Annotated in this window: 19 protein-coding genes; 13 read left to right on the forward strand and 6 right to left on the reverse strand. The window is 45.8% G+C overall.

Features of this window, described 5'->3' with window-relative positions; genetic code table 11:
* The first annotated feature begins 188 nt into the window (after positions 1 to 188).
* The 3 genes from polX to SCJ97_10480 all read left to right on the forward strand — a co-directional run bounded on the left by polX (position 189) and on the right by SCJ97_10480 (position 3,835).
* On the forward strand, positions 189 to 1,922 hold the full coding sequence (polX, locus tag SCJ97_10470) for a DNA polymerase/3'-5' exonuclease PolX (protein ID MDW7740459.1): 1,734 nt from the start codon (positions 189 to 191) through the stop codon (positions 1,920 to 1,922).
* 59 nt (positions 1,923 to 1,981) lie between these two features.
* Entirely contained in the window at positions 1,982 to 3,199 is a 1,218-nt protein-coding gene (locus SCJ97_10475; GenBank protein MDW7740460.1) for a M28 family peptidase, read from the forward strand.
* Positions 3,200 to 3,340: 141 nt separating this feature from the next.
* Positions 3,341 to 3,835 carry a hypothetical protein gene (locus SCJ97_10480; GenBank protein ID MDW7740461.1) on the forward strand — a complete coding sequence of 165 codons (495 nt, stop codon included), beginning with the start codon at positions 3,341 to 3,343 and terminating at the stop codon, positions 3,833 to 3,835.
* Between the two features lie 29 nt (positions 3,836 to 3,864).
* Here SCJ97_10480 and SCJ97_10485 read toward each other — a convergent pair whose 3' ends face one another.
* Entirely contained in the window at positions 3,865 to 4,005 is a 141-nt protein-coding gene (locus SCJ97_10485) for a hypothetical protein (protein MDW7740462.1), read from the reverse strand.
* 185 nt (positions 4,006 to 4,190) lie between these two features.
* On the opposite strand from SCJ97_10485, the gene SCJ97_10490 reads away from it, so the two are divergent.
* From SCJ97_10490 to SCJ97_10500, 3 genes are all read left to right on the forward strand, one after another.
* Complete coding sequence (locus tag SCJ97_10490; protein ID MDW7740463.1) at positions 4,191 to 5,108, forward strand: hypothetical protein; 918 nt, start codon at positions 4,191 to 4,193, stop codon at positions 5,106 to 5,108.
* 320 nt (positions 5,109 to 5,428) lie between these two features.
* Complete coding sequence (locus SCJ97_10495) at positions 5,429 to 6,661, forward strand: radical SAM protein (GenBank protein MDW7740464.1); 1,233 nt, start codon at positions 5,429 to 5,431, stop codon at positions 6,659 to 6,661.
* 3 nt (positions 6,662 to 6,664) lie between these two features.
* Positions 6,665 to 7,924: a uroporphyrinogen decarboxylase family protein gene (locus tag SCJ97_10500; GenBank protein MDW7740465.1), complete on the forward strand. Its 1,260-nt coding sequence runs from the start codon at positions 6,665 to 6,667 to the stop codon at positions 7,922 to 7,924.
* A gap of 67 nt (positions 7,925 to 7,991) precedes the next feature.
* Here the strand turns inward: SCJ97_10500 and SCJ97_10505 are convergent, their stop codons facing one another.
* The gene (locus SCJ97_10505) at positions 7,992 to 10,199 is read right to left on the reverse strand and encodes a PAS domain S-box protein (GenBank protein MDW7740466.1); all 2,208 of its coding nucleotides are present in this window, start codon (positions 10,197 to 10,199) and stop codon (positions 7,992 to 7,994) included.
* A gap of 261 nt (positions 10,200 to 10,460) precedes the next feature.
* Between SCJ97_10505 and SCJ97_10510 the strand changes: the two genes are divergently transcribed.
* Positions 10,461 to 10,775 (forward strand): hypothetical protein, encoded by a 315-nt coding sequence (locus SCJ97_10510; protein MDW7740467.1) that lies wholly within the window; start codon positions 10,461 to 10,463, stop codon positions 10,773 to 10,775.
* A gap of 121 nt (positions 10,776 to 10,896) precedes the next feature.
* Here the strand turns inward: SCJ97_10510 and SCJ97_10515 are convergent, their stop codons facing one another.
* A complete protein-coding gene (locus tag SCJ97_10515; GenBank protein ID MDW7740468.1) occupies positions 10,897 to 11,433 on the reverse strand; it encodes a DUF2937 family protein in 537 nt (178 codons plus the stop codon).
* The gene (locus SCJ97_10520) at positions 11,417 to 13,993 is read right to left on the reverse strand and encodes a PAS domain S-box protein (GenBank protein MDW7740469.1); all 2,577 of its coding nucleotides are present in this window, start codon (positions 13,991 to 13,993) and stop codon (positions 11,417 to 11,419) included. Before SCJ97_10520 ends, SCJ97_10515 begins: the two co-directional genes overlap by 17 nt.
* Positions 13,994 to 14,129: 136 nt before the next feature.
* Between SCJ97_10520 and SCJ97_10525 the strand changes: the two genes are divergently transcribed.
* Positions 14,130 to 14,699 (forward strand): MBL fold metallo-hydrolase, encoded by a 570-nt coding sequence (locus SCJ97_10525; protein MDW7740470.1) that lies wholly within the window; start codon positions 14,130 to 14,132, stop codon positions 14,697 to 14,699.
* Positions 14,650 to 14,862 carry a hypothetical protein gene (locus SCJ97_10530; GenBank protein ID MDW7740471.1) on the forward strand — a complete coding sequence of 71 codons (213 nt, stop codon included), beginning with the start codon at positions 14,650 to 14,652 and terminating at the stop codon, positions 14,860 to 14,862. The genes SCJ97_10525 and SCJ97_10530 overlap by 50 nt, the downstream gene beginning before the upstream one ends.
* Positions 14,863 to 14,883: 21 nt before the next feature.
* On the opposite strand, the gene SCJ97_10535 is transcribed toward SCJ97_10530, so the two are convergent.
* A complete protein-coding gene (locus SCJ97_10535; protein MDW7740472.1) occupies positions 14,884 to 15,777 on the reverse strand; it encodes a pirin family protein in 894 nt (297 codons plus the stop codon).
* A gap of 143 nt (positions 15,778 to 15,920) precedes the next feature.
* Between SCJ97_10535 and SCJ97_10540 the strand changes: the two genes are divergently transcribed.
* The 4 genes from SCJ97_10540 to SCJ97_10555 all read left to right on the forward strand — a co-directional run bounded on the left by SCJ97_10540 (position 15,921) and on the right by SCJ97_10555 (position 20,045).
* On the forward strand, positions 15,921 to 16,175 hold the full coding sequence (locus SCJ97_10540; protein MDW7740473.1) for a hypothetical protein: 255 nt from the start codon (positions 15,921 to 15,923) through the stop codon (positions 16,173 to 16,175).
* Between the two features lie 28 nt (positions 16,176 to 16,203).
* Positions 16,204 to 17,598: an asparagine--tRNA ligase gene (asnS, locus tag SCJ97_10545; protein ID MDW7740474.1), complete on the forward strand. Its 1,395-nt coding sequence runs from the start codon at positions 16,204 to 16,206 to the stop codon at positions 17,596 to 17,598.
* A gap of 2 nt (positions 17,599 to 17,600) precedes the next feature.
* Entirely contained in the window at positions 17,601 to 18,596 is a 996-nt protein-coding gene (locus SCJ97_10550) for a uroporphyrinogen decarboxylase family protein (GenBank protein ID MDW7740475.1), read from the forward strand.
* A 108-nt stretch (positions 18,597 to 18,704) separates the two neighbouring features.
* The gene (locus SCJ97_10555; GenBank protein ID MDW7740476.1) at positions 18,705 to 20,045 is read left to right on the forward strand and encodes a pyruvate carboxylase subunit B; all 1,341 of its coding nucleotides are present in this window, start codon (positions 18,705 to 18,707) and stop codon (positions 20,043 to 20,045) included.
* 7 nt (positions 20,046 to 20,052) lie between these two features.
* Here the strand turns inward: SCJ97_10555 and SCJ97_10560 are convergent.
* On the reverse strand, positions 20,053 to 20,429 hold a 377-nt coding region (locus SCJ97_10560), incomplete at its 5' end, for a YccF domain-containing protein (protein ID MDW7740477.1).

Here is a 20,429-nt window from a genome sequence, read left to right on the forward strand (position 1 = left end):
TGCAGTAAATTCCTCTTTCAATAACTAATTGCTGAATAAATGGATGGAGAGGGCTTAGTTTATAGTATTTTAACTTCAAAGAATATGCTAAACTTAATATGAAAAACGTTGTTGATGAAATAAGTGTACGAAAAGTGGACAGGCTTTAAAGCGTACACTTATTTGAGTGGGTGACGAAAGGATAGGTTATGGAGAAGCATGGCGTTGCGGGATTAATTGAGGAGATAGGTGTCCTGCTTGAATTGAAGGGAGAGAATCCTTTTAAGAGCAGGGCTTATTATAATGCGGCCCGGATTATTGAATTGATGGGTGAGGAAGAACTGGAAAGATTGGTCCGGGAAGGTAAACTAAAAGATGTCAAGGGTATTGGCACTGCCCTTAATGAAAAGATTACCGAACTTGTTACAACCGGGACACTAGTCTATTACGAAGAACTTAAGCAGAGTATACCGGAAGGACTTCTTGAAATTTTAAAAGTGCCTGGCCTTGGACCGCGGAAAATACAAACTCTTCATGAAATGCTCGATATAACCACTCTGGCTGAGCTTGAATATGCCTGCCGTGAAAACAGGTTGATAAATATAAAAGGGTTTGGGTCGAAAACACAGGAAAATATTCTCGAAGGAATTGAATTCTTAAGGCGCAACCAGAATCAGTATTTTTATAGTGAGGCAATGTTGATAGCTGACGATCTGCTCGAACAGATGAAAACAATCCCTGGTATTGGTGAAGTAAGCCTAGCTGGCAGTATTCGCCGTTTCAGGGAAATTGTTAAGGATATTGATTTGGTTGCATCTGCCGAAAAACCGGGAAACCTAACCCATCAATTTACAAAACTGCCCGGTATCTCCGGCGTAATTGCTCTCGGAGATACGAAAGCATCAGTTCAGATGGAAGAAGGTATAAATGTCGATCTACGGGTTGTGAAGAAATCCGAATATCCCTATGCCCTGCACCATTTTACGGGCAGCAAGGAACATAACACTGCTCTGAGGCACAGGGCAAAAAGCATGGGGCTCAAGATTAACGAATATGGATTATTCCGCGGCGAGGAACTAGTAAAATGCAGTACTGAGAAAGATTTTTTTGCCGCACTCGGTCTTGATTATATCCCTCCCGAATTAAGGGAGAATAACGGCGAAATTGAAGCAGCAGAAAATAGTACTCTGCCCTTATTGGTTGAGAGTAAAGATATTAAAGGTATTTTCCATGTTCACAGCGTCTACAGTGACGGAACAAATACACTGGAAGAGATTGTCCGGTATTGCCTTGACTCAGGCCTTGAGTATGTCGGGATCACCGATCACAGCCAATCAGCATTTTATGCCGGGGGGCTAAAGGATGATGATCTAAAAAGGCAAGCCGAAGAGATTCAGGCCCTGCGTGAAAAGTATTCGAACCTGGGGATATATGCCGGTGTTGAAGCGGATATTCGGGCAGATGGTACACTCGATTATCCTGACGAAATTTTAGAGAAGCTGGATTTCGTTATCGCCTCTGTCCATTCAGGCTTGAAAATGGAACGGTCAAAAATGACCGAACGGGTGATACAAGCCCTTAGAAACCCATATGTCACAATGCTTGGGCACCCCACAAACAGACTCTTACTCGGTCGCGACAGTTCGCCCATCGATCTTGAAACAATATTTGAAGTAGCTCTTGAAAAGGGAATCATTATTGAACTGAATGCCAGCCCGGCTCGGCTCGATCTTGACTGGCGGCATCTGAAAAAAGTCAAGGAGATGGGTTTGCTGGTTTCAATAAATCCCGATGCACACCGTCTGGAGAATTTTATAGATATTGAATTAGGGGTATCGTTAGCCCGAAAGGGTTGGCTTGATAAAGGTGATATTTTCAATTCATTATCCCGATCTGAAGTTGAGAAATACCTGTTATACCGGCGGGGAAAAAGTAAAAAATGATCTGGAGGTCCTTTATTAACCGCATCAACCTGGAATAATATGATGAGTGGAGGTTTTAGATGAACAGGGAAGGTTTAATCACGCTGAGCAATCACTGCATGAACACTTTATGCAGGCGTATTCCCAGCCGTTCGGTTGGCAGCCCGGGAAACAGGCAGGCAACAGGGTTTTTCCTGGAAGAAGTATCTTCCCGCGGTTTTGAAACTGAAGCGGCAACCTTTAATGTATTAGACTGGCATGATGGTGGAGCCAGCCTGAAAATCGGAAGTGAACATTATGAAGTTTTGGTCAGCCCTTATTCACTGGGGTGTTCCGTATCGGCCAACCTGGCAGCAGCGGGCAATCTCACCGAATTGGAAAACACAGATCTTCAGGGTAAAATTATCCTGCTGCATGGAGAAATTGCTCGCGAGCAATTGATGCCCAAAAACTTCGTATTTTATAACCCCGAAGAGCATAAGAAAATCGTTTCAGCCCTTGAAAGGAGCGGTGTTCTTGCTATTATCTGCGCGACCGGTAGAAACGCTGCCCTTGCCGGTGGGGTCTATCCTTTTCCCCTGATCGAGGATGGCGATTTTAATATTCCTTCTGTTTATATGACAGAAGAGGAAGGTAAAAAAATCCTGTCTCACCTTGGTGAGAAAGTGTACATCGAGTCTTACTCCGAAAGAATTCCAGGAATTGCCAGCAACATTATCGCTCGCAAAGGCAGCGGTTTTTCTGAGCGAATGGTGATAACTGCACACATCGATGCAAAGAAAGGCACTCCAGGTGCTCTCGATAATGCTACCGGTGTAACTATTTTGCTCCTGCTGGCGGAGCTGCTGAGAGATTATAGCGGCAACAAGCTGGTTGAACTTGTAGCTCTAAATGGCGAAGACTATTATTCAGCGCCCGGCCAGATGAATTATATCAAGGCTAACCAGAATTTATTCGACACGATATTACTGAATATCAATATTGATGGTGCCGGATACCTGGATGGAGACTCGGCATTTTCCTTTTTTACTCTTCCGGATGAAATTTTACAGGCAGCTAGAACAGTTTTCAGTCGGTATTCCGGTTTATGCGAAGGCCCGGAGTGGTACCAGGGAGATCACAGCATATTTATTCAGCAGGGAAGACCGGCGATTGCCTTCACATCGAGGTGGTTTCTTGACAATATGGAAAGCCAGACGATCACGCATACCCCGGAAGATAATCTAAGTATAGTAGATTCCGGAAAACTGGCCGAAATTGCCGAGGCAATCCGGCAACTGATAGATGATTTGAATTAGTTCAGTCAAATAAGTGTACGAAAAGTGGACAGGCTTTAAAGCGTACACTTATTGTATTTTTTTCCGGATGTTGATTTGAATTAAAATGTGCTATTATTTCACCAGGTGGGTTCATTTTTTATTTTAAGGAGGCAGTCGGAATTGCGTATCGGGAAATGTAATCTATTTATCATCATATCTCTGCTTATAGTCCTGTTAGTCATGGTCACAGTCCCTGTTTTTGCCCAGGAGGAAGAAACGGAAGAGCCGTCTTCAACTCACGAACTGCTGGTGCCCTATGCCTACATGTTTAATGAAAATATCGATCAGATCCCCGGGGTAGTAAAAAGCATGTTCGATGGTGAAAGGATCAACCTTTATGTTGATATGGGAGACGGCACTGAAGAAATAATCGGGATAACCACCTTATCAAAATCCTGTCTGATTGAAAAGTTCTTGCCCAACGAACTCGAAGATCCAACTCTTCTGGTCTATATCGACCGGGCAACAATTGACAGCTATATAAACAATCCCTCAAAAGATGAAATTGTCCAGGGGGTCCTTAATCTTCGAATTGAAGGGGTCGGAATCGGCAACCAGATCAAGGTGTTTTTCATGGGGCTGGCCCAGAAAATCATGAGTTTGTTTGGTGATTAAACCAAAGATTAGAGTTTGTCAGAATAAAATCATCCCTCGCGGATGGTTTTATTTTTTTGCAGCCAGATCTCGTAAGGCGGAAAGGCAATCACGAAAGCAAGCCCTCCGGCAACCGAAAGTATGATGCCCAGCAGAACACGAACTGCAGTTGATTTCTCGACGATTATCATAAGATACTCATCACCTACTTTACAGATCCAAAATCAATCCTCTATAGACTTATCACAGGTAATAGCTTGCGGTCAAGGAAATACTCAAAAAACTGTCCTGAGTTTACCAATAAAGGCAGGCATTAACTGAAATTCACCGAATCTTTCAGATAATCAATTGGATTTATCGAGGAGGCAGACTGAAGATGCATCATTACCATCACCTTGGTGATAAATTGAGCAGGCATCCCGTCGGAGCGCCAAAAACAGAAGAATTTATTGAAATCCTAAAAATACTTTTCAAACCGGATGAAATAGAGGTTGCAACTCACCTGGAGTTTATACCCCGGACAGCCTCCGATATCGCCAGTGAAGCAGGGCTCTCTTTCGGAGAAGTTTCTGTAAAGCTCGAATCATTGGCCAACAGGGGAGCGGTTCTGGCGAAAAGAAAAAATGGGGACACTTACTATTCTCTTTTACCCAACTATCCGGGCCTTTTTGAATATCCGCTCATGAAGGGGTTAAATCCGCAGGAAGAAAAGCGCCTGGCCGAACTGTGGCATGCTTATTATATGCAGGATATGGCTGCAGAACTGGCTTCAGCCCGACCGCCCTGGATCAGGGTTTTCCCTGCCGAAGAGGCACTTCCGGCAGACGAAGAGATCGAAATTATTCCCTATGAAAAAGCTTCCGAACTTTTAAAGAAAACAGAAGACATTGCCCTGGCCCGCTGCCCCTGCCGGGTTATCGGCAAGAATTGTGATAAACCTCTTGATGTCTGTCTCTCCTTTGACGGTGCTGCCCGGTTTCTGGCTGAAAGAGGTATGGCCCGTTTTATTTCCAGGGAGGAAGCCCTGCAAGTGCTCAGAGAATCTGAAGAGGCAGGGCTTGTCCATACCGGCAGCAATATAACTGAGCGGCTTTATTTCATGTGCAACTGCTGTTCCTGTTGTTGTCATATGCTGATGCTGCTTACCAAACATGGATTCAAAGAGGGCATAGCTCGCTCTGCCTACCGGGCGGAACTGGACCAGGCTGCATGCACCGGCTGCGCTATCTGTGTCGAAGAGCGCTGTCCGGTCGGCGCCCTGACAATGGATGCGGACCGGGCAGGTTCATTTTGACATGGAACAGATTGGTAAACCGAGCCGTTGGAACATTCTTCGGGCTCTGGGGGTATTGAACCATTTCAAAATTTGATAGCAGCTATCTTTGCGCTCCTAATATTTTTCAGCGTTGGTTAACCTGATCAGGTCTACTCCTTCATGTAAAGCCAGTTATATATATCATAATTCTTGAAAAACCAAAAATAATTTCTGATTACATTTAATTTTTAAACCGGGCAGGAAAACCTTCATCGTTCAGGTATTTTAACAATAGAAAGTGATTACAAAAACATCATTTCTATGTATATTCTATTTAAATCGTTGGAGCTGAATTAAAGTTGATCTATAAGATCGAAAACATACCCCGGTTAAAAAACCTGCAGGTTGAAGTTGAACCAAAAGGTACTGGCTTGAAGACCAGGGTAAGCGGGGCCGGATCGCCCTGGCTTCACCTGTTGATCAAAAGATATTTTGGATCGCATAATTCTCTTGGCCTGATCGGGACTAAAGCCGGAGGCAACGTTTACACCTTGTATTTTCCTCCTGTTCCAAGCAGGGCACACGCCCGCCTGTTTGAATCCTTCATCTCAACCCGGGTATTTAAAAGGCCGCGGCCCATGGCGGCCACGATCGGTATAACAGGTCTCTGCCAGTACTGCTGTGAGCACTGCAGCGCTGCCGGCAGGAGCACCGATCAACCGGTGATGACTTTCCAGGAGATTAAACGGGTAGTTGATCAGTGTATCGAACTGGGGGTTAGTAATATTACATTTACGGGCGGAGAGCCCTTATTACGTGATGACCTTGCCGATCTTGTAGCATATGTACCGCAGGAACTATGTGTTACGCAGGTTTTTACCAACGCTGCAGAGCTAAATTCAAAAAAAATAGATGAGTTAAAAAAGGCCGGTTTATTCGGCTTGCAGGTGAGCCTTGACTCACCGGATCCTTTTGAACATGACCTCCTGCGCGGTGCGACAGGAGCATTTACTGCCGTGGAACAAGGTGTTATGGAAGCCTCCCGGGCCGGACTTTTTGTCGGTATATCAACATATGCCACACGTGATCGGATGAATGATCATTTCGTGCCCCGCATGGCAGATCTTGCTACCGAGTGGGGGGCACACGAGTTAACCATCCTTGACGCTATCGAAACCGGCAATTTAAAGGGCAAAAATTATCTATGTCTGGACCGGACATCAAGGCGCCGGCTGATTTCCGACATGACCCGGATCAACCGTCAGCACAATAAAGCCAAGGTTGTTACCCAGAGCTGGACCAACAGTGGCCGCGGTTTTTCACGTCTTATTGGCTGCCTGGCTGCCGGTTTCCAGCTGCATATTACTGCCCGTGGCGAGTTTACCCCCTGCGATTTTACGCCTCTCTCCTTTGGGAATATCCGTGAATCTACGGTCGGAGAACTCTGGCAGAAACTAACCTCTCATCCTGAGTATAATAAACAGAAGCTGCGCTGCAGGATGCAAGATAAAACATTCAGGCAAAAATATATTGACACAATTCCTGAAGGCGCGAAACTGCCCTACCGGATTACGAATGATAAAGAGGGATAGCTTATGGATATAGAAATGACCCGTCGTGAGAGAGTAATTACCACCCTTGAACACAGGGAGCCCGATCGGGTTCCCATCGACTTTGCCTCAACCCATAACAGCGGGATCAATGTGCTGGCGTACAACCGTTTTAAAGCGTATGCCGGTATCGACACGGTTACCTACATGCGTGATCCCATACCAATGCTGGCATCTCCCGATCTGGAAGAAGGGCTGGAGGTTATCAGGATGGTTGGTGGTGACCTGCTGCCTCTAACCCGCTATTATAATTTTGGTGTTCCTGCTTCAGAATGGAAGGAATGGATTTTGAAAGATGGGTCAAAAGCACTTGTTCCAGGTGGCTTCCGACCGGAAATCAAAGCTGACGGTTCGCAGGAAATGCTCCTGTTGGGCGGCTTAGCCAGGCTCTCCATGCCGGCACAGGGTCATCATTTCAACCTGATCAGCAGACCCCTTGGATTTGTTGAAAATCTATCCCAACTTGAAGATATCCTTCCCCTGCTGCGTCAGAGCGGCGCTTTTTCGATCAGTGATGAAGAACTTGACATTCTGGAACCACATGCCAGAAAGCTCTTTAATGAAACTGATTACGCTATTACAGCCACAGGAGGCCCACTGTTCTTTTCACTTTACCAGATCGGTCAGGAACTCTTCGGTTATGAAAAGTTCTTTATCTTTATGGTCTCCGAACCCGACATCATACACTGCTGGTTGGAGTTTTTAACTGAAACTTGTATTGAACGCCTTGAAAAATATCTTAAGCGCCTCGGCCCTTATTTGACCGTAATAATGATGGGTGATGATTACGGTTTTCAAAACAGCCCGCAGATGTCGACCAAGATGTTCCGGCAGCTTTTCAAGCCGTACCTGCTCAGGATTTGCCGTGCTGTCAAAGAGTTTGCTCCCGGTATCAAGATCCTGCTCCATTCCTGTGGCAGTATTTTACCATTCATTCCCGACTTCATCGAAGCAGGAATTGATGCTTTGAACCCGGTCCAGGTGACAGCAGCAGGAATGGATCCCCTCTGGCTCAAGAATGAATTCGGGAAAGAAATCGCTTTCTGGGGAGGCGGAGTACGGACCCAGACAACCCTGATCAAAGGCTCACCGGCCGATGTGGCCGGTGAAGTTAAAGAGCTGATTGATATATTTAAGCCCGGTGGCGGCTATATATTCTGCCCGATTCACGACATTCAGGAAGAAGTTCCTCCGGAAAAGATCATGGCTATCTTCAATGCCGCCCGGGAATTTGGAGCTTATTAAACTCTACTCACCAGGCAGTTTGTCTAACTGCTGCGCCTTTGTTATCTCAGCTCCGGATGCCATACGTTTATCCGATTTTATTTAACTGGTTTTCCAACTTACCTTTCTTCAGTAGTGAAAGGAAAATGTCAACCAGTGCCGGATCAAAGTGCTTGCCTGAACTCTTTTTCAGTTCTTCAACCACCTGATCGGGATGGAGGGCTTTTTTGTACGGGCGACCGTAAGTCATCACTTCGTAAGCATCGGCAATAGCTGCTATCCGGGCCAGTAAGGGTATATCTTTTTCCTTCAGACCGTGCGGGTAGCCTGAGCCGTCCCATTTCTCGTGGTGTGCGAGAATATCTTCTGCTACATGGGAAAACTCTTCAGTAGCGCGGGCAATCCTGAAACCGATTTCAGGATGCTTCTTTATGGCATCCCATTCTTCGGTATCCAGGTAGCCTTCTTTTGTTAATATTTCCTCTGCAATATTAATCTTTCCGATATCATGCAGGGTTATTAACAGATTTAAGCGGCTCAGTTCGGTATCGGGCAAATTTAGCTGTTCGCCTATACGATTTGCAATATTTTTCATTCTCCTGGTATGGGCCTCGGTTTCATAACTTTTGGCTTCCAGCGCATGGAGCAGGGCCTTCAGAACTGTATGCTTGGTACTACGGCTTTCAACCATCTTATGTTTGTACATGTTATCTTCAGCTTCCCGCAGAACCGATTTCAAAGTTCTATCTGCCGATTCCTTGCAGCCCACACCCAATGATATCGAGACAGGGATTTCTCTGATTCTGACCCTTCTGTTTTTCCTGATGATCCTGTTACAGATATTATGTGCTTCTTCTTCAGTAGTTGCCGGAAGTAGTATTACAAATTCATCGCCGCCGAAGCGAGAAATAATATCTTCATGGCGGCACGAATCGCGGAAAATATCAGCAGCGGTGATCAGTATCTCATCACCGGCAGTGTGACCGTATGTGTCGTTTATCAACTTGAGGCCATTAAGATCGGCCATGATAATACTGATTGGGAGCTGTCGTGGAGTGTCAAGCTTGGTCATGCTGTCTTCCAGGTAATTCCGGCTGTAGAGACCGGTCAAACGGTCGTGAAGGCTGAGAAACCGCACCTGTTCCTCCACCATTTTTCGCTCGGTAATATCCTGAATTACCCCAATGGACTTGATGATCTCTCCTGCTTTATTTCTTTCATGAATACATTTTTCATGCACATGACGTATTTCTCCGTTATCTCTTCGTATGATTCTGTGTTCCACCTTGTATTCATTGCCTAGCTCTTTAACCGAATCAGTATAAGCCGTATCGACCAGTACCCGGTCATCCGGGTGGACCAGTTCAAGAAATGATTCGTAGGTGGCGACGAAATTATGTGGGTTTAACCCCAGGATGCGGTATACCTCTGCCGACCAGGTTAAATAGTTCGTTTCAAGGTCCAATACCCAACTTCCTACATGGGCAATTTCCTGTGATTTTTCGAGTATTGCTTCGTTTTCCTGCAGAGCAAGTTCCGCTTTCTTCCGTTCAGTAATATCTATGATGAAGCCCCTGAGTTTTACTGCCTTACCATCATCAAGTTCAACTTTTACATCATCTCTCAACCAGGACACGCTGCCATCTTTTTTGATGAACCGGTATTCAAATACATAATCCCTGCCGTGCTTAATACAGAATTCGAAATGCTCGGAGGCCCAGTTTCTGTCATCAGGATGAATATGTTCGGTCCAGAATTGATTTCTACACCATTCATCCGGCTTATATCCAAGAATTTTTGTAACCTGGGGAGCGACATATATCCAGCTATTCGCAGCAATGTCATATTCCCAGAAGATGGCTCCGGCTGATTCTGCCAGGGTTCTATATTTTTCTTCACTTTCTTTAATCGATATTTCTAGCTTCTTTGCACTGGAAATATCCCGAAAGAGGGTGATAAAAAATCCGGGAGCATCACTGTAAGCGGTGACTTCAAACCATCTGCCCCGGGGCTGTGAATACTGCTCAAAGCGGACTGCCGTTCCATTCAGGGTAACCCTGTTGTAGGTGCCGATCCAGTCAAAATAAGACTTTTCGATGCCGGGCAGCACGTCGGTGACCTTTTTGCCGATCACCTTTTCTTTGGGCAGTCCGGTGAGCTCAGTAAAAGCATCATTGATTTCCAGAAAAGTATAGTCAACCGGATTTCCCTCCGGATCAGTTTCAATACGGTGATAGGCAAACCCGTCCGGCATATTTTCTACAAGTAATCGGTACTTATCATGGATTGAATCCATTGAACTCCTCCTATTATTTATGCAATTTCGACAAAATTAATGCAAATCCTGCACATGTGCAAACCACCACTTATTTTATGCGATGTTCATCTGATATTACCGGGAAGCGCTTGTGAAATATATAACCATATTGCAACCAATCTTGTGAAATAATTACTTTTTATATACATCTTGACAAACTCAGGGCTATGATGCATAATAATAAGTAACAGAATATTCTGTATTTGTGATAAAAAGAACAAGCACAGGGAGGTGCAAATAATGGCTGAACAAAGTACACAAAAATATGAGTGCCCGATTTGTGGTGAAACTTTTTACCTGCAGGAAAAAGGAGTAAAAAAAGTACTCTGTGGTGAGGAAAATGTATGTAATCCGCCGGATGAGAAATATAAAGCTCCCGACTGCGAGATCCACTATTTCTGCTCCGATAACTGTGCCAAAACCAAAGAAGATTCGGTTCCTTCATGCGAGCCCACTTCTAATTGGTCAAGGTTGATGAGTCGAATCGGTAAGGTAAGTTCGGATTGCGGGGTAGCGGGAGCTAAAGTTCATGATCTCTCCAAAAAAACCGGTTAACCCGCTGAAGGGAATTTTAATTGAGCAAGTGCCGAAAATGAATGTGCAGTAAAACGGGCCGGGTAGTTTACCGGCCCAAGAGTTTTTTATGGATCAAACAGGTTCGAAACATATTATTTTCTTAATTTACTTTTTTGCCCAGGGCTTTAATCGGCGCATATACTGCTTTCTTCAAAGCGGTATAGATGCCCCAACCGATGAGCAGTCCGGCCAGCGCATAGGTTAGACCTTCCGCTGTTGTCGGTACTCCGGGGGTAAAATTTTCCCATGTGCCGGCGGCGATAGACCAATCGACTTCTCTAAGGAAAATGAGCCAGCGATTATATATTGTTGAATCCTGAAGGGCTGAATAAGCCTGTTCGAGGGAGTTAACCCTTTCTACCAAGCGTTGAATCACTTCACCACTGGACCGGAAAATTTCACTCCCTGAACTGAGATGTTCATGTATATATTCTTCAAGGGTAAGGTTAAGCGCGGCAGCAGCTTCGATGTATTCATTAAGAGCCCTTCTGGCCTCATCAAGATGGCCGCCAAGCCTCTGCATATACTGGCCGAAGAATTGGGGGAACTGGGATAAAGCGACAGCGCCGATTACGGTAGATACCCGGTCAAGGATACCATCCAGAAACTGTAGTGGCTGTTTATAAGGTTTCAGCATTTAAGTTCACTCCTCTTTGAATGTATAGGTATACATCCACCAGATCCGGGTCGAACTGATAGCCTGAACAGCGTAAGAATTCCTTATTTACTTCATCCGGGCTGAGCGGATCTTTATAAGGTCTACCGTAACTCATAACCTCGTGAGCATCGGCAATAGCGGTAATCCTCGCCAGCAGAGGGATCTTACGACCTTTTAAGCCCCTTGGATATCCGCTTCCATCCCAATTTTCGTGATGAGCCAATATATCTTCTGCAACATGGGCAAATTCCTCGGTTGCCCGGGTAATCCTAAACCCGATTTCAGGGTGTCTTTTAATCAGGTTCCATTCGTCTTCTGTAAGGGGTTCGCTTTTAACCAGTATATCTTCCGGTATATTGATTTTGCCTATGTCGTGTAGGGTTATCAGCAGATCCAGGCGTGTTAATTCATCATCCGTCAGGTTGATTCGAGAACCGATTAACTGGGCGATTTTCTGCATACGCCTCGTATGTGCTTCCGTTTCAAAACTCTTGGCTTCAAGTGTTTTAAGTAGAGCTTTAAGCACCGAACTTTTTGCGCTGCGGCTTTCGGTAAGTTTCTGTTTATACATTACATTTTCCGCTTCCCGCAGAACTGCAATTAAATCTGTATCCTGGTTGAATTTACTTGACACCCCTAATGCCATCGAAATTGGTACATCTTCAATAACTGTATTACTACAATTGCTTTTTATCCGTCTGCATAAGGCCATGGCTTCTTCCATGGTTGTCTGTGGGAGCAGAATTACAAATTCATCGCCTCCGAAACGGGCAATAATATCCTCTTCCCGGCAGGTATGCTTTATAAGATCGGCGGAACACTTTAGCATTTTATCCCCGATCGAATGTCCATAGGTGTCATTAACCAGTTTGAGGCCATTCAAGTCAGCCATGATGATGCTTACGGGCAGTTTTCTGGTTGGATTAAGCCTTTTAAGTTCCTCGTCCAGAAATGTCCGGTTATACAAGCCGGTTAAACTGTCGTGGAAACTCGCATAATGGATCTTTTCCTCGGCCAGCTTTCGTTCGGTAATATCTGAATGAATGCCGAACATAAGCAGTGGTTTGCCTTCAGGAGTACGGGTAATAATCCTACCCCGGTCGTGAACCCAGATCCAGCGGCCGTCTTTATGTTTCATTCGGCATTCGCACTCGTAATGAGGAATTTCTCCGGCCAGGTGGCGGGCTATCAAATCATCCGATTTTTTCAGATCGTCGGGATGGACAAGGGCTTCCCAGGTTTTAACGCTCATCGGTTCCAGCTCTTCTTTTCTATAACCAAGCATTTCAGCCCAGTTTTTGTTATAAAGCGTTTTTCCGCTTTGTAGATCCCATTCCCAGGTGCCCAGGTTAGCACCTTCGATTATACTTTCCAAGCGCCAGCGCTCTCTCTGTAACGCTTCTTCGGCCTCTTTATGTTCTGTAATGTCCACCAGGAAACCGCGCATACGAACCGGTTTTCCATCAACTGTTTCAACTTTTACATCATCCTGCAGCCAGGCGGTGCTTCCATCTTTTCTCAAAAAACGGTATTCAAAAATGTGATCTTCGCCGCGTTCCGTGCACTCTGCACAATACTTGGTTGCCCAGCCCCGGTCTTCGGGATGAATATTGTTAACCCAGAACTGCATATCTTTCCAATCCTCGGGTTTGTAGCCGAGGATATCAAATACCTGGGGAGATACATAAGTCCACCGATCACTGGCGATATCATATTCCCAGAGGATAGCACCAACTGATTCAGCCAGGACCCTGTATTTCTCCTCACTGAACTTCAAGGCTTCTACTATTTTATTTCGTTCGGATATATCCACGTAGATCGCAAAGGCTCCGGCCAGTTTTCCTTCAACACAGATGGGCAGACCTTTGATCAGAACCTCGATCGGTTCACCATTCCTGTTATACCTGATCCCTTCCTCTTCAACATAGTCACCGTTGATTACCCTGGCTGTAAATGAAGCATTTGCCGAACCGGGCTTGCCCATATTCATTACCTGGTCAATTGTTTTCCCCTTGATTTCCTCAAACTTGTAACCGAACATAGTGGTAAACATCCGGTTTATATCGATAATTGAATAATCCTGGTCTAACCTGGCCATTGCATCGGGAGCGCTTTTAAATAGTGCCTCAAGAGATTTGTTCTGGTAATCGAGATCTGCCTCTGATTGTCTGCGCGCAGAGATATCCTGAAAGATTGCAGCGAAGTAGCCGGGATTGTCGCTGAGGGCAGTAATTTCCAGCCATAAGCCGTTATGAGAAAAGTAGTTTTCAGTCCGGATTTTCTTACCGTTCGTAAGATCGTCGGTAAAAGTGCTGACCCGGCAAATATCTTGTTCTCCAGTGATCCTGGATAACTCAGAAGCTTTTTTGCCTATCACCTGTTCTTCAGCCAGGCCAGTTATATTCTCAAAGGCTTTATTTATTTCTAAAATGCGGTAATCAACCGGATTGCCATCTTTGTCAGTGATAAACTGGCAGAAAGCATAGCCGGCGTCCAGGCAGTTGATCAGTTTGCTGAATCTCTCCTGGTCAGTTTTCATGATTACCTCCGGTATATAAATATTCTAGCTTCGCTAATTATTTCAGATTTCCTGCCCTACACATCTTTGACAGGTAGCAGGATTAAAACAGCTTCAAATAGAAGAAAATACTGGTTTACTCAAGGAGGAAGAAGTATTGCTTGAATCGAGCCGGTACGGTGAAGTTATACAGTTAATAATGGGACGGGAAATGAGCGGGCAGGTATTATACCGGGTTGCTGCCTATCTCGTTGATGGCCTGATGATTGACACCGGCTGCAGCCATACTGCTGAAGAGCTGCTTGATTTTGCCCGGAGGGAAAAGATAGAAAGAGTATATTTAACCCATTACCACGAAGATCACATCGGAGCCTGTGCTTTACTGCAAAAAGAGTTAGAGATTGATATTTATGCCAACCCTATTACAATATCACTAATCCACACACCGCATCAGCTTTACCCTTACCAGGAACTGGTCTGGGGATATCCCGAGGCAGCGGATGTTGAACCGATCAAGGAAAGAAAAATTATTACCAAAAATTACCGGTTCGAAGTCATGGATACACCCGGTCACAGCAAAGATCATACAGCACTGATCGAACCGGAATTGGGCTGGTGTTTTACCGGAGATCTCTTCGTATCAGAGAAGCTAAAGGTCCTGAGGCCGGAGGAAGATATTGAACCGGGATTTCATTCTTTTTACATCTATCGGCAGGGTAATCCCTGAAGGACGGCAGTCATTAAAGAACTTTTTGGATTACCTTTATGCTACCGGCGAAAAGGCTAGACAGTTAAGCGTTATCGACGGAATGGAAGTTGAAGAGATAGTCGGGCAGATATTTGGTGGGGAAAGTAATATGGCAGAACTTACCGCCAAACTCCATGGATGATTTAACGGATAATTGCCAGGCTTACCTGTAAAATGATTTATTTACATCACTACTGCTGAAAGTTCCGTCGTCATGATGCTTTTTAATAAATATACCGTTGTCGATCTCCTTGAAAGCCAGGGCCAGTTCCTCATGGGTATTCATCACTATCGGCCCACCCCAGGCGATCGGCTCATTCAGCGGTTTACCGGAAAATAGCAGGAACTGAATGCCTTTACTGCCTGCGTTCAACCGCAGTTCATCACCTTCACCGAAGAGAATGGCCTTTTTGGAAGAAAGGGTTCGGTTGTTTTCCGCTTCCAGGGTTGCCGAACCTTTTATGATATAAATAAACAAGGTATTATCGGGATCTGTTTTATAGGAAAAGCTGCCCAAAGCATTGACCCTGACATCCAGGAAAGTCGGTTGGACCGTGATCTCTTCCATCGGGCCTATTGTACCGTTAAAATCTCCGGCAATGATATTTACAGTATATTCATCTTTTTCAACCGCAGGAATATCAGCTCTGGTAAAGTCCCTGTACTTGGGTTGAATCATCTTGTCGTTTGCCGGGAGGTTGACCCAGAGCTGGACACCGAGCATTTTTGGCGCTGCTTGCGGCATTTCCTGGTGAATAATACCGCTGCCGGCAGTCATCCACTGGCAGTCGCCGTCGCGGATTACCCCTGAATTGCCCAGGCTGTCACCATGCTGAACTTCGCCTTCGAGGAGGTAGGTAACTGTTTCGATTCCCCGGTGCGGGTGCCATGGAAATCCCTTGATATATTTGTCCGGATTGTCGTGGTCGAATGCATCGAGCATCAGAAAGGGGTCAAAATCCTTAACTGTCGACTTGCCGATTACCCTGATCAACTCCACTCCGGCTCCGTCAATCTTGTTTTCGCCTTCGACAATTCGTTTAACCTTCCGGATCATTAGATCACTTCCTTAGTTAGATCTTTGATTCTATTATAACAGCTTAGAATTAATGGAAAAAGACCAGATTCACTCAAATAGAGGAGATATCATGTATAATATACGGTAAGTGCTTAATGAAATAGATAAATGAGGTAGATCGTATGGGTGCACTAATTGTTATAGTGGTAATTATTATAGCCCTGGTCTTCTACATAGCCCTGAAACCGGGGCGGGGAGGAGCAGGCCGGCAGCGTGCGTTGCGGCAGAAATTATACCAGCTGCTAAATCTGCCGAAAGCGGAAGCCGATGAGATGATCGAACGCCAAATCAAAAACCTGCAGGAGCGTTTTCCGGGTAAGACGGAAGAGTGGTACCTGGAAAAAATAATATATGATCTGGAACGGGATCGATCATGAGATATATTATATTACAAGGGGGATATCAATGCATAAGGTAACGGTGAGGGAACTATACCAGAACCCCGAGACCTTCAATGATCGGGAAGTAAATGTAAACGGGTGGATAAGGAATAACCGCGATCAGAAATCCTTCGGATTCATCGCTCTAAATGATGGGACTCATTTCAATGCAGTCCAGGTAGTCTACGAAAAGGATTTGCTGGTCAATTATGATGAAGTAGCCAGACTCGGGGTTGGCTCTGCAATCAGCATAACCGGAAAACTTGTCCTTACTCCCGAAGCCCGGCAGCCCTTCGAAATAAAAGCAGCCGAAATTGTTCTTGAAGGTGATTCGCCGGCCGATTATCCGATCCAGCCGAAAAGACATACCCGGGAATTCTTAAGAGAAATAGCCCACCTGCGCCCCCGGACGAATCTCTTCACCGCTGTTTTCAGGGTTCGCTCGCTCCTTTCCTTTGCAGTACACAAGTTTTTCCAGGATAGGGGCTTTATTTACCTTCATGCCCCGATCATAACTGCCAATGATGCCGAAGGAGCCGGAGAACTATTCAGGGTAACCACCCTGGATCTGAATAATCCCCCGAAAGCTGATAATGGCTGTATCAATAGCAGCGCCGATTTTTTCGGTCGCAAAACAAACCTTACTGTCAGCGGACAGTTGGAAGCGGAAGCATTTGCCCTCGCTTTTAAAGACGTCTATACTTTCGGCCCCACCTTCCGGGCAGAAAATTCCAATACTGCCCGGCATGCCGCTGAATTCTGGATGATCGAGCCCGAAATTGCTTTTGCCGACCTGACCGATAATATGAATCTTGCAGAAGATATGGTTCGCTACCTGATCAGTTACGTGCTGGATGAAGCCAAAACAGAGATGGAATTTTTCAACCAGTTTGTAGACAAAGGTCTCCGCCAAAGGCTGGAAGACATTGTTGAAGCAGAATTTGTGCGTATTACCTATAGCGAGGCAGTTGACCTCCTGAAGCAGGCAAAGGAGAAATTTGAATACCCCGTTGAATGGGGCAGAGACCTGCAGACCGAGCATGAAAGGTACCTGACCGAAAAAGTTTTTAAAAAACCGGTATTCGTAATCAATTACCCCAGGGAAATCAAAGCCTTCTACATGCGCCTGAATGACGACGCCAGAACTGTGGCTGCCATGGATCTGCTTGTACCCGGAGTGGGCGAAATAATCGGAGGCAGCCAGCGTGAAGAAAGGGCAGATGTCCTTGAAAAGAGAATGGCCGAGTTCAATATTGATCCGGAGGATCTCTGGTGGTACATGGAACTGCGTAAATACGGAGGGGTAAAACACGCCGGATTTGGCCTCGGTTTTGAGCGGGCCATTATGTACCTGACCGGAGTAAGCAATATACGGGACGTTATCCCCTTTCCGCGAACCGTCAATTCCTGCGAGTTTTAAAGATGAACTCCAGGCAGAGGGTCAGTGCTGTTCTTAACCGGGAAAATCCGGACCGTATCCCCCGTTTCGAGGTCTGGGTCGATGCCCTTTATGAAGAACTGGGTGTGGCAGATCCGCTAAGCGCACACCCTGAGCTTGGCCAGGATAACCTGCTTATTCCCTCACAACCCCCTGACGGGAGTAACGCCTGGAAGGATGGGCTTGATGAATTCGGGCGCGTCTGGAAGAAGGGTATGTATTTCAGCGGGATGGTCAGGAGTTATAGCGATTTAAAACGCTTCAGCCCACCTCCCGGCTATGCTCTCCGGTTTTTCAATGAAGGCAAATCCACCAGCCTGCTATCGAAATTTCCCGATCATTTTCCCTTCTTTGGAACACACATCGGCCCTTTTATGAATACCTACATGGCAATGGGTATGAGCACCATGTTCCGCTTCCTGGGGAAGGATAAAGCTTTGGTTAAAGCTGTGATGGAAAACAGGACTGAATGGTGCCTTGCTGTTTTTAAGCGGGCTGTTGAACTGGGGGCGGAACTGATTGTCCTTGGTGACGATGCTGCTCACAGCGGCGGGCCGATGATTTCTCCTGCTCTCTGGGAGGAACTTGTCCTGCCTTTTCATCAGGCGATAGTTGAAGGGCTTTCTGTGCCGGTTATCTGGCATAGCGACGGGCAGATGGAAAAGCTTCTTCCCTATGCAGTAAAAGCAGGCTTTATCGGAGTTCACGGGTTGGAACCACCGGCCGGTAACCGCCTGGATATATTAAAGGCCGAATTTGGCGACCGGTTAATATTAGTTGGCAACCTGGATGTAAATATTCTTTGTGAAAATGATCTTGAAGCAGTCGGGGCTGAGGTCAGGCGCTGCATTGAACAGGGAGGAAGGAGCGGATATATGCTCTCTACATCCAACAGCATCTTCCCGGGTATGAATCCTGCGGCTGTCCGCTGCTACCTGGAATATGAACTAACTAAATGGAAAAATAATCGCTCACAGTGAAAGCAGTTCAACCTGCATATCTGCACTTTCATTGATAACCTTAAAATGTTTGTCCAAAGTCTGCTATAATGAGATTTATTTCGGTTTACACCCTGGGGGAGGCACAACATGAACAGAGTATATCTGACTGATACGACTTTTCGGGATGCCCAGCAGTCGATGCTGGCGACGAGGTTAACCACGGAAGAGCTATTATCTATAGCCGGTGATATGAACAGGGTAGGATTTTATGCCATGGAAGTTTGGGGTGGGGCAACTTTCGATGCCTGCCTCAGATATTTAAATGAAGATCCCTGGCTTCGCTTAAGAGCGATCAAGGAAAAGGTAAAGGATACAAAAGCAAGTATGCTGCTGCGTGGACAGAGCCTGCTCGGTTACCAGCACTACCCGGACGACATAGTCGAGAAATTTATAACCTACGCCTATAATAACGGCATTAATATATTCCGTATCTTTGATGTGCTCGATGATTTCCGCAACCTTGAACTGCCGGTAAAAGCGGCCAAAAAAGTGGGGGCCAATGTACAGGGGCAGATTCTCTACACCAAAAGCCCCATTCACAGTATCGAAAAATATGTGGAACTGGCTTTAGAACTGGAGAAAATGGGCGTTGATGCTATTGTATTTGAAGATATGGCCGGACTGATGAGTCCCTTTGATGCAGAGAAGCTGTGTGTCTCTCTGTTACCGGAATTGAAAGTACCCCTTTTCCTGCATTGTCACAGCACCAGCGGTATGGCCATGATGACCTACCTGAAAGCAGTTGAATCGGGTGTGCGTTATCTGGATACCGCCATGTCTCCCCTGGCCATGGGAACCTCAAACCCAGCAACGGAAACCATGGTTGCCGCTCTTAAGGATTCTATGTATGATACCCGGCTTGACCTGGAACTGCTAAAAATTATTAATGAAAAACTATATACCGTTCTGGAAGGGCACAATTCAATACCCAACCGTTTTCTGCAGGTAGATGTGAACGTGCTAACTTACCAGATACCGGGAGGTATGCTATCGAATCTTTATGCCCAGCTGCAGCAGTATAATGCTACCGATAAATTCCAACAGGTTCTGGACGAAGTGCCGAGAGTGCGGGAGGAGCTGGGGTATCCCCCGCTGGCCACGCCGGCCAGTCAATTTGTCGGGGCACAGGCTGCCAACAATGTTCTATCGGGCGAAAGGTACAAGATAATCCCGAAAGAAGTTAAAAACTATATCCGAGGGTTTTACGGCAAACCGCCGGGAGAGATTGATCCAAAGGTGATGAAAAAAGCAATCGGTGATGAAGAACCGATCACCTGCAGGCCGGCTGATCTCTTTGAACCGGCCTGGGATAAAATTCGGGCAGAGTTGGACAGCTCGCTGGTTGAAAAAGAAGAAGACTATTTAACCTATGCCATGTTCCCCCAGGTTGCCAGGGATTTTTTCGAAAAGAGAAAAGGTTCGATATAAAAATTAGCTATCTGAAACTGTGTCCGAAGGGAGTAATGGCCAGGCTGGCCAGTTTGATATGCTGCCGGGCAAAAGGTATTCCGATAATAGTCAGGGCCAGTATAATGGCCAGCACTATATGGGTCAGGGCTATGATTAACCCGAAGGTGATGATCCAGAGAATATTAAAAATGATCGCTATGGTTCCCGTAGCCGAAGGGCTGTCAACTATCACTTTACCGAAGGGAACCAGACCGAGCAGGGAGAGCTTAAAACACTGTACCCCGAAAGGAATGCCGACAATGGTCAGGCAGAGCAGCAGCCCTCCGATTAAATAAAGCAGAAAGATGATAAATCCTCCCAAAATAATCCATATAATATTGCCGATAATACTCATATACCTGG

The sequence above is a fragment of the Bacillota bacterium genome (genome assembly GCA_033549065.1).
GTDB lineage: Bacteria > Bacillota > Dethiobacteria > DTU022 > DTU022 > JAWSUE01.

What these genes read in the sequence shown, in the direction of transcription:
- polX (MDW7740459.1), top strand. Translation starts at nt 189, where the DNA reads ATGGAGAAGCATGGCGTTGCGGGATTAATTGAGGAGATAGGTGTCCTG.
- SCJ97_10475 (MDW7740460.1), top strand. Translation starts at nt 1,982, where the DNA reads ATGAACAGGGAAGGTTTAATCACGCTGAGCAATCACTGCATGAACACT.
- SCJ97_10485 (MDW7740462.1), bottom strand. Translation starts at nt 4,005, where the DNA reads ATGATAATCGTCGAGAAATCAACTGCAGTTCGTGTTCTGCTGGGCATC.
- SCJ97_10490 (MDW7740463.1), top strand. Translation starts at nt 4,191, where the DNA reads ATGCATCATTACCATCACCTTGGTGATAAATTGAGCAGGCATCCCGTC.
- SCJ97_10500 (MDW7740465.1), top strand. Translation starts at nt 6,665, where the DNA reads ATGGATATAGAAATGACCCGTCGTGAGAGAGTAATTACCACCCTTGAA.
- SCJ97_10505 (MDW7740466.1), bottom strand. Translation starts at nt 10,199, where the DNA reads ATGGATTCAATCCATGATAAGTACCGATTACTTGTAGAAAATATGCCG.
- SCJ97_10510 (MDW7740467.1), top strand. Translation starts at nt 10,461, where the DNA reads ATGGCTGAACAAAGTACACAAAAATATGAGTGCCCGATTTGTGGTGAA.
- SCJ97_10515 (MDW7740468.1), bottom strand. Translation starts at nt 11,433, where the DNA reads ATGCTGAAACCTTATAAACAGCCACTACAGTTTCTGGATGGTATCCTT.
- SCJ97_10520 (MDW7740469.1), bottom strand. Translation starts at nt 13,993, where the DNA reads ATGAAAACTGACCAGGAGAGATTCAGCAAACTGATCAACTGCCTGGAC.
- SCJ97_10535 (MDW7740472.1), bottom strand. Translation starts at nt 15,777, where the DNA reads ATGATCCGGAAGGTTAAACGAATTGTCGAAGGCGAAAACAAGATTGAC.
- SCJ97_10540 (MDW7740473.1), top strand. Translation starts at nt 15,921, where the DNA reads ATGGGTGCACTAATTGTTATAGTGGTAATTATTATAGCCCTGGTCTTC.
- asnS (MDW7740474.1), top strand. Translation starts at nt 16,204, where the DNA reads ATGCATAAGGTAACGGTGAGGGAACTATACCAGAACCCCGAGACCTTC.
- SCJ97_10550 (MDW7740475.1), top strand. Translation starts at nt 17,601, where the DNA reads ATGAACTCCAGGCAGAGGGTCAGTGCTGTTCTTAACCGGGAAAATCCG.
- SCJ97_10555 (MDW7740476.1), top strand. Translation starts at nt 18,705, where the DNA reads ATGAACAGAGTATATCTGACTGATACGACTTTTCGGGATGCCCAGCAG.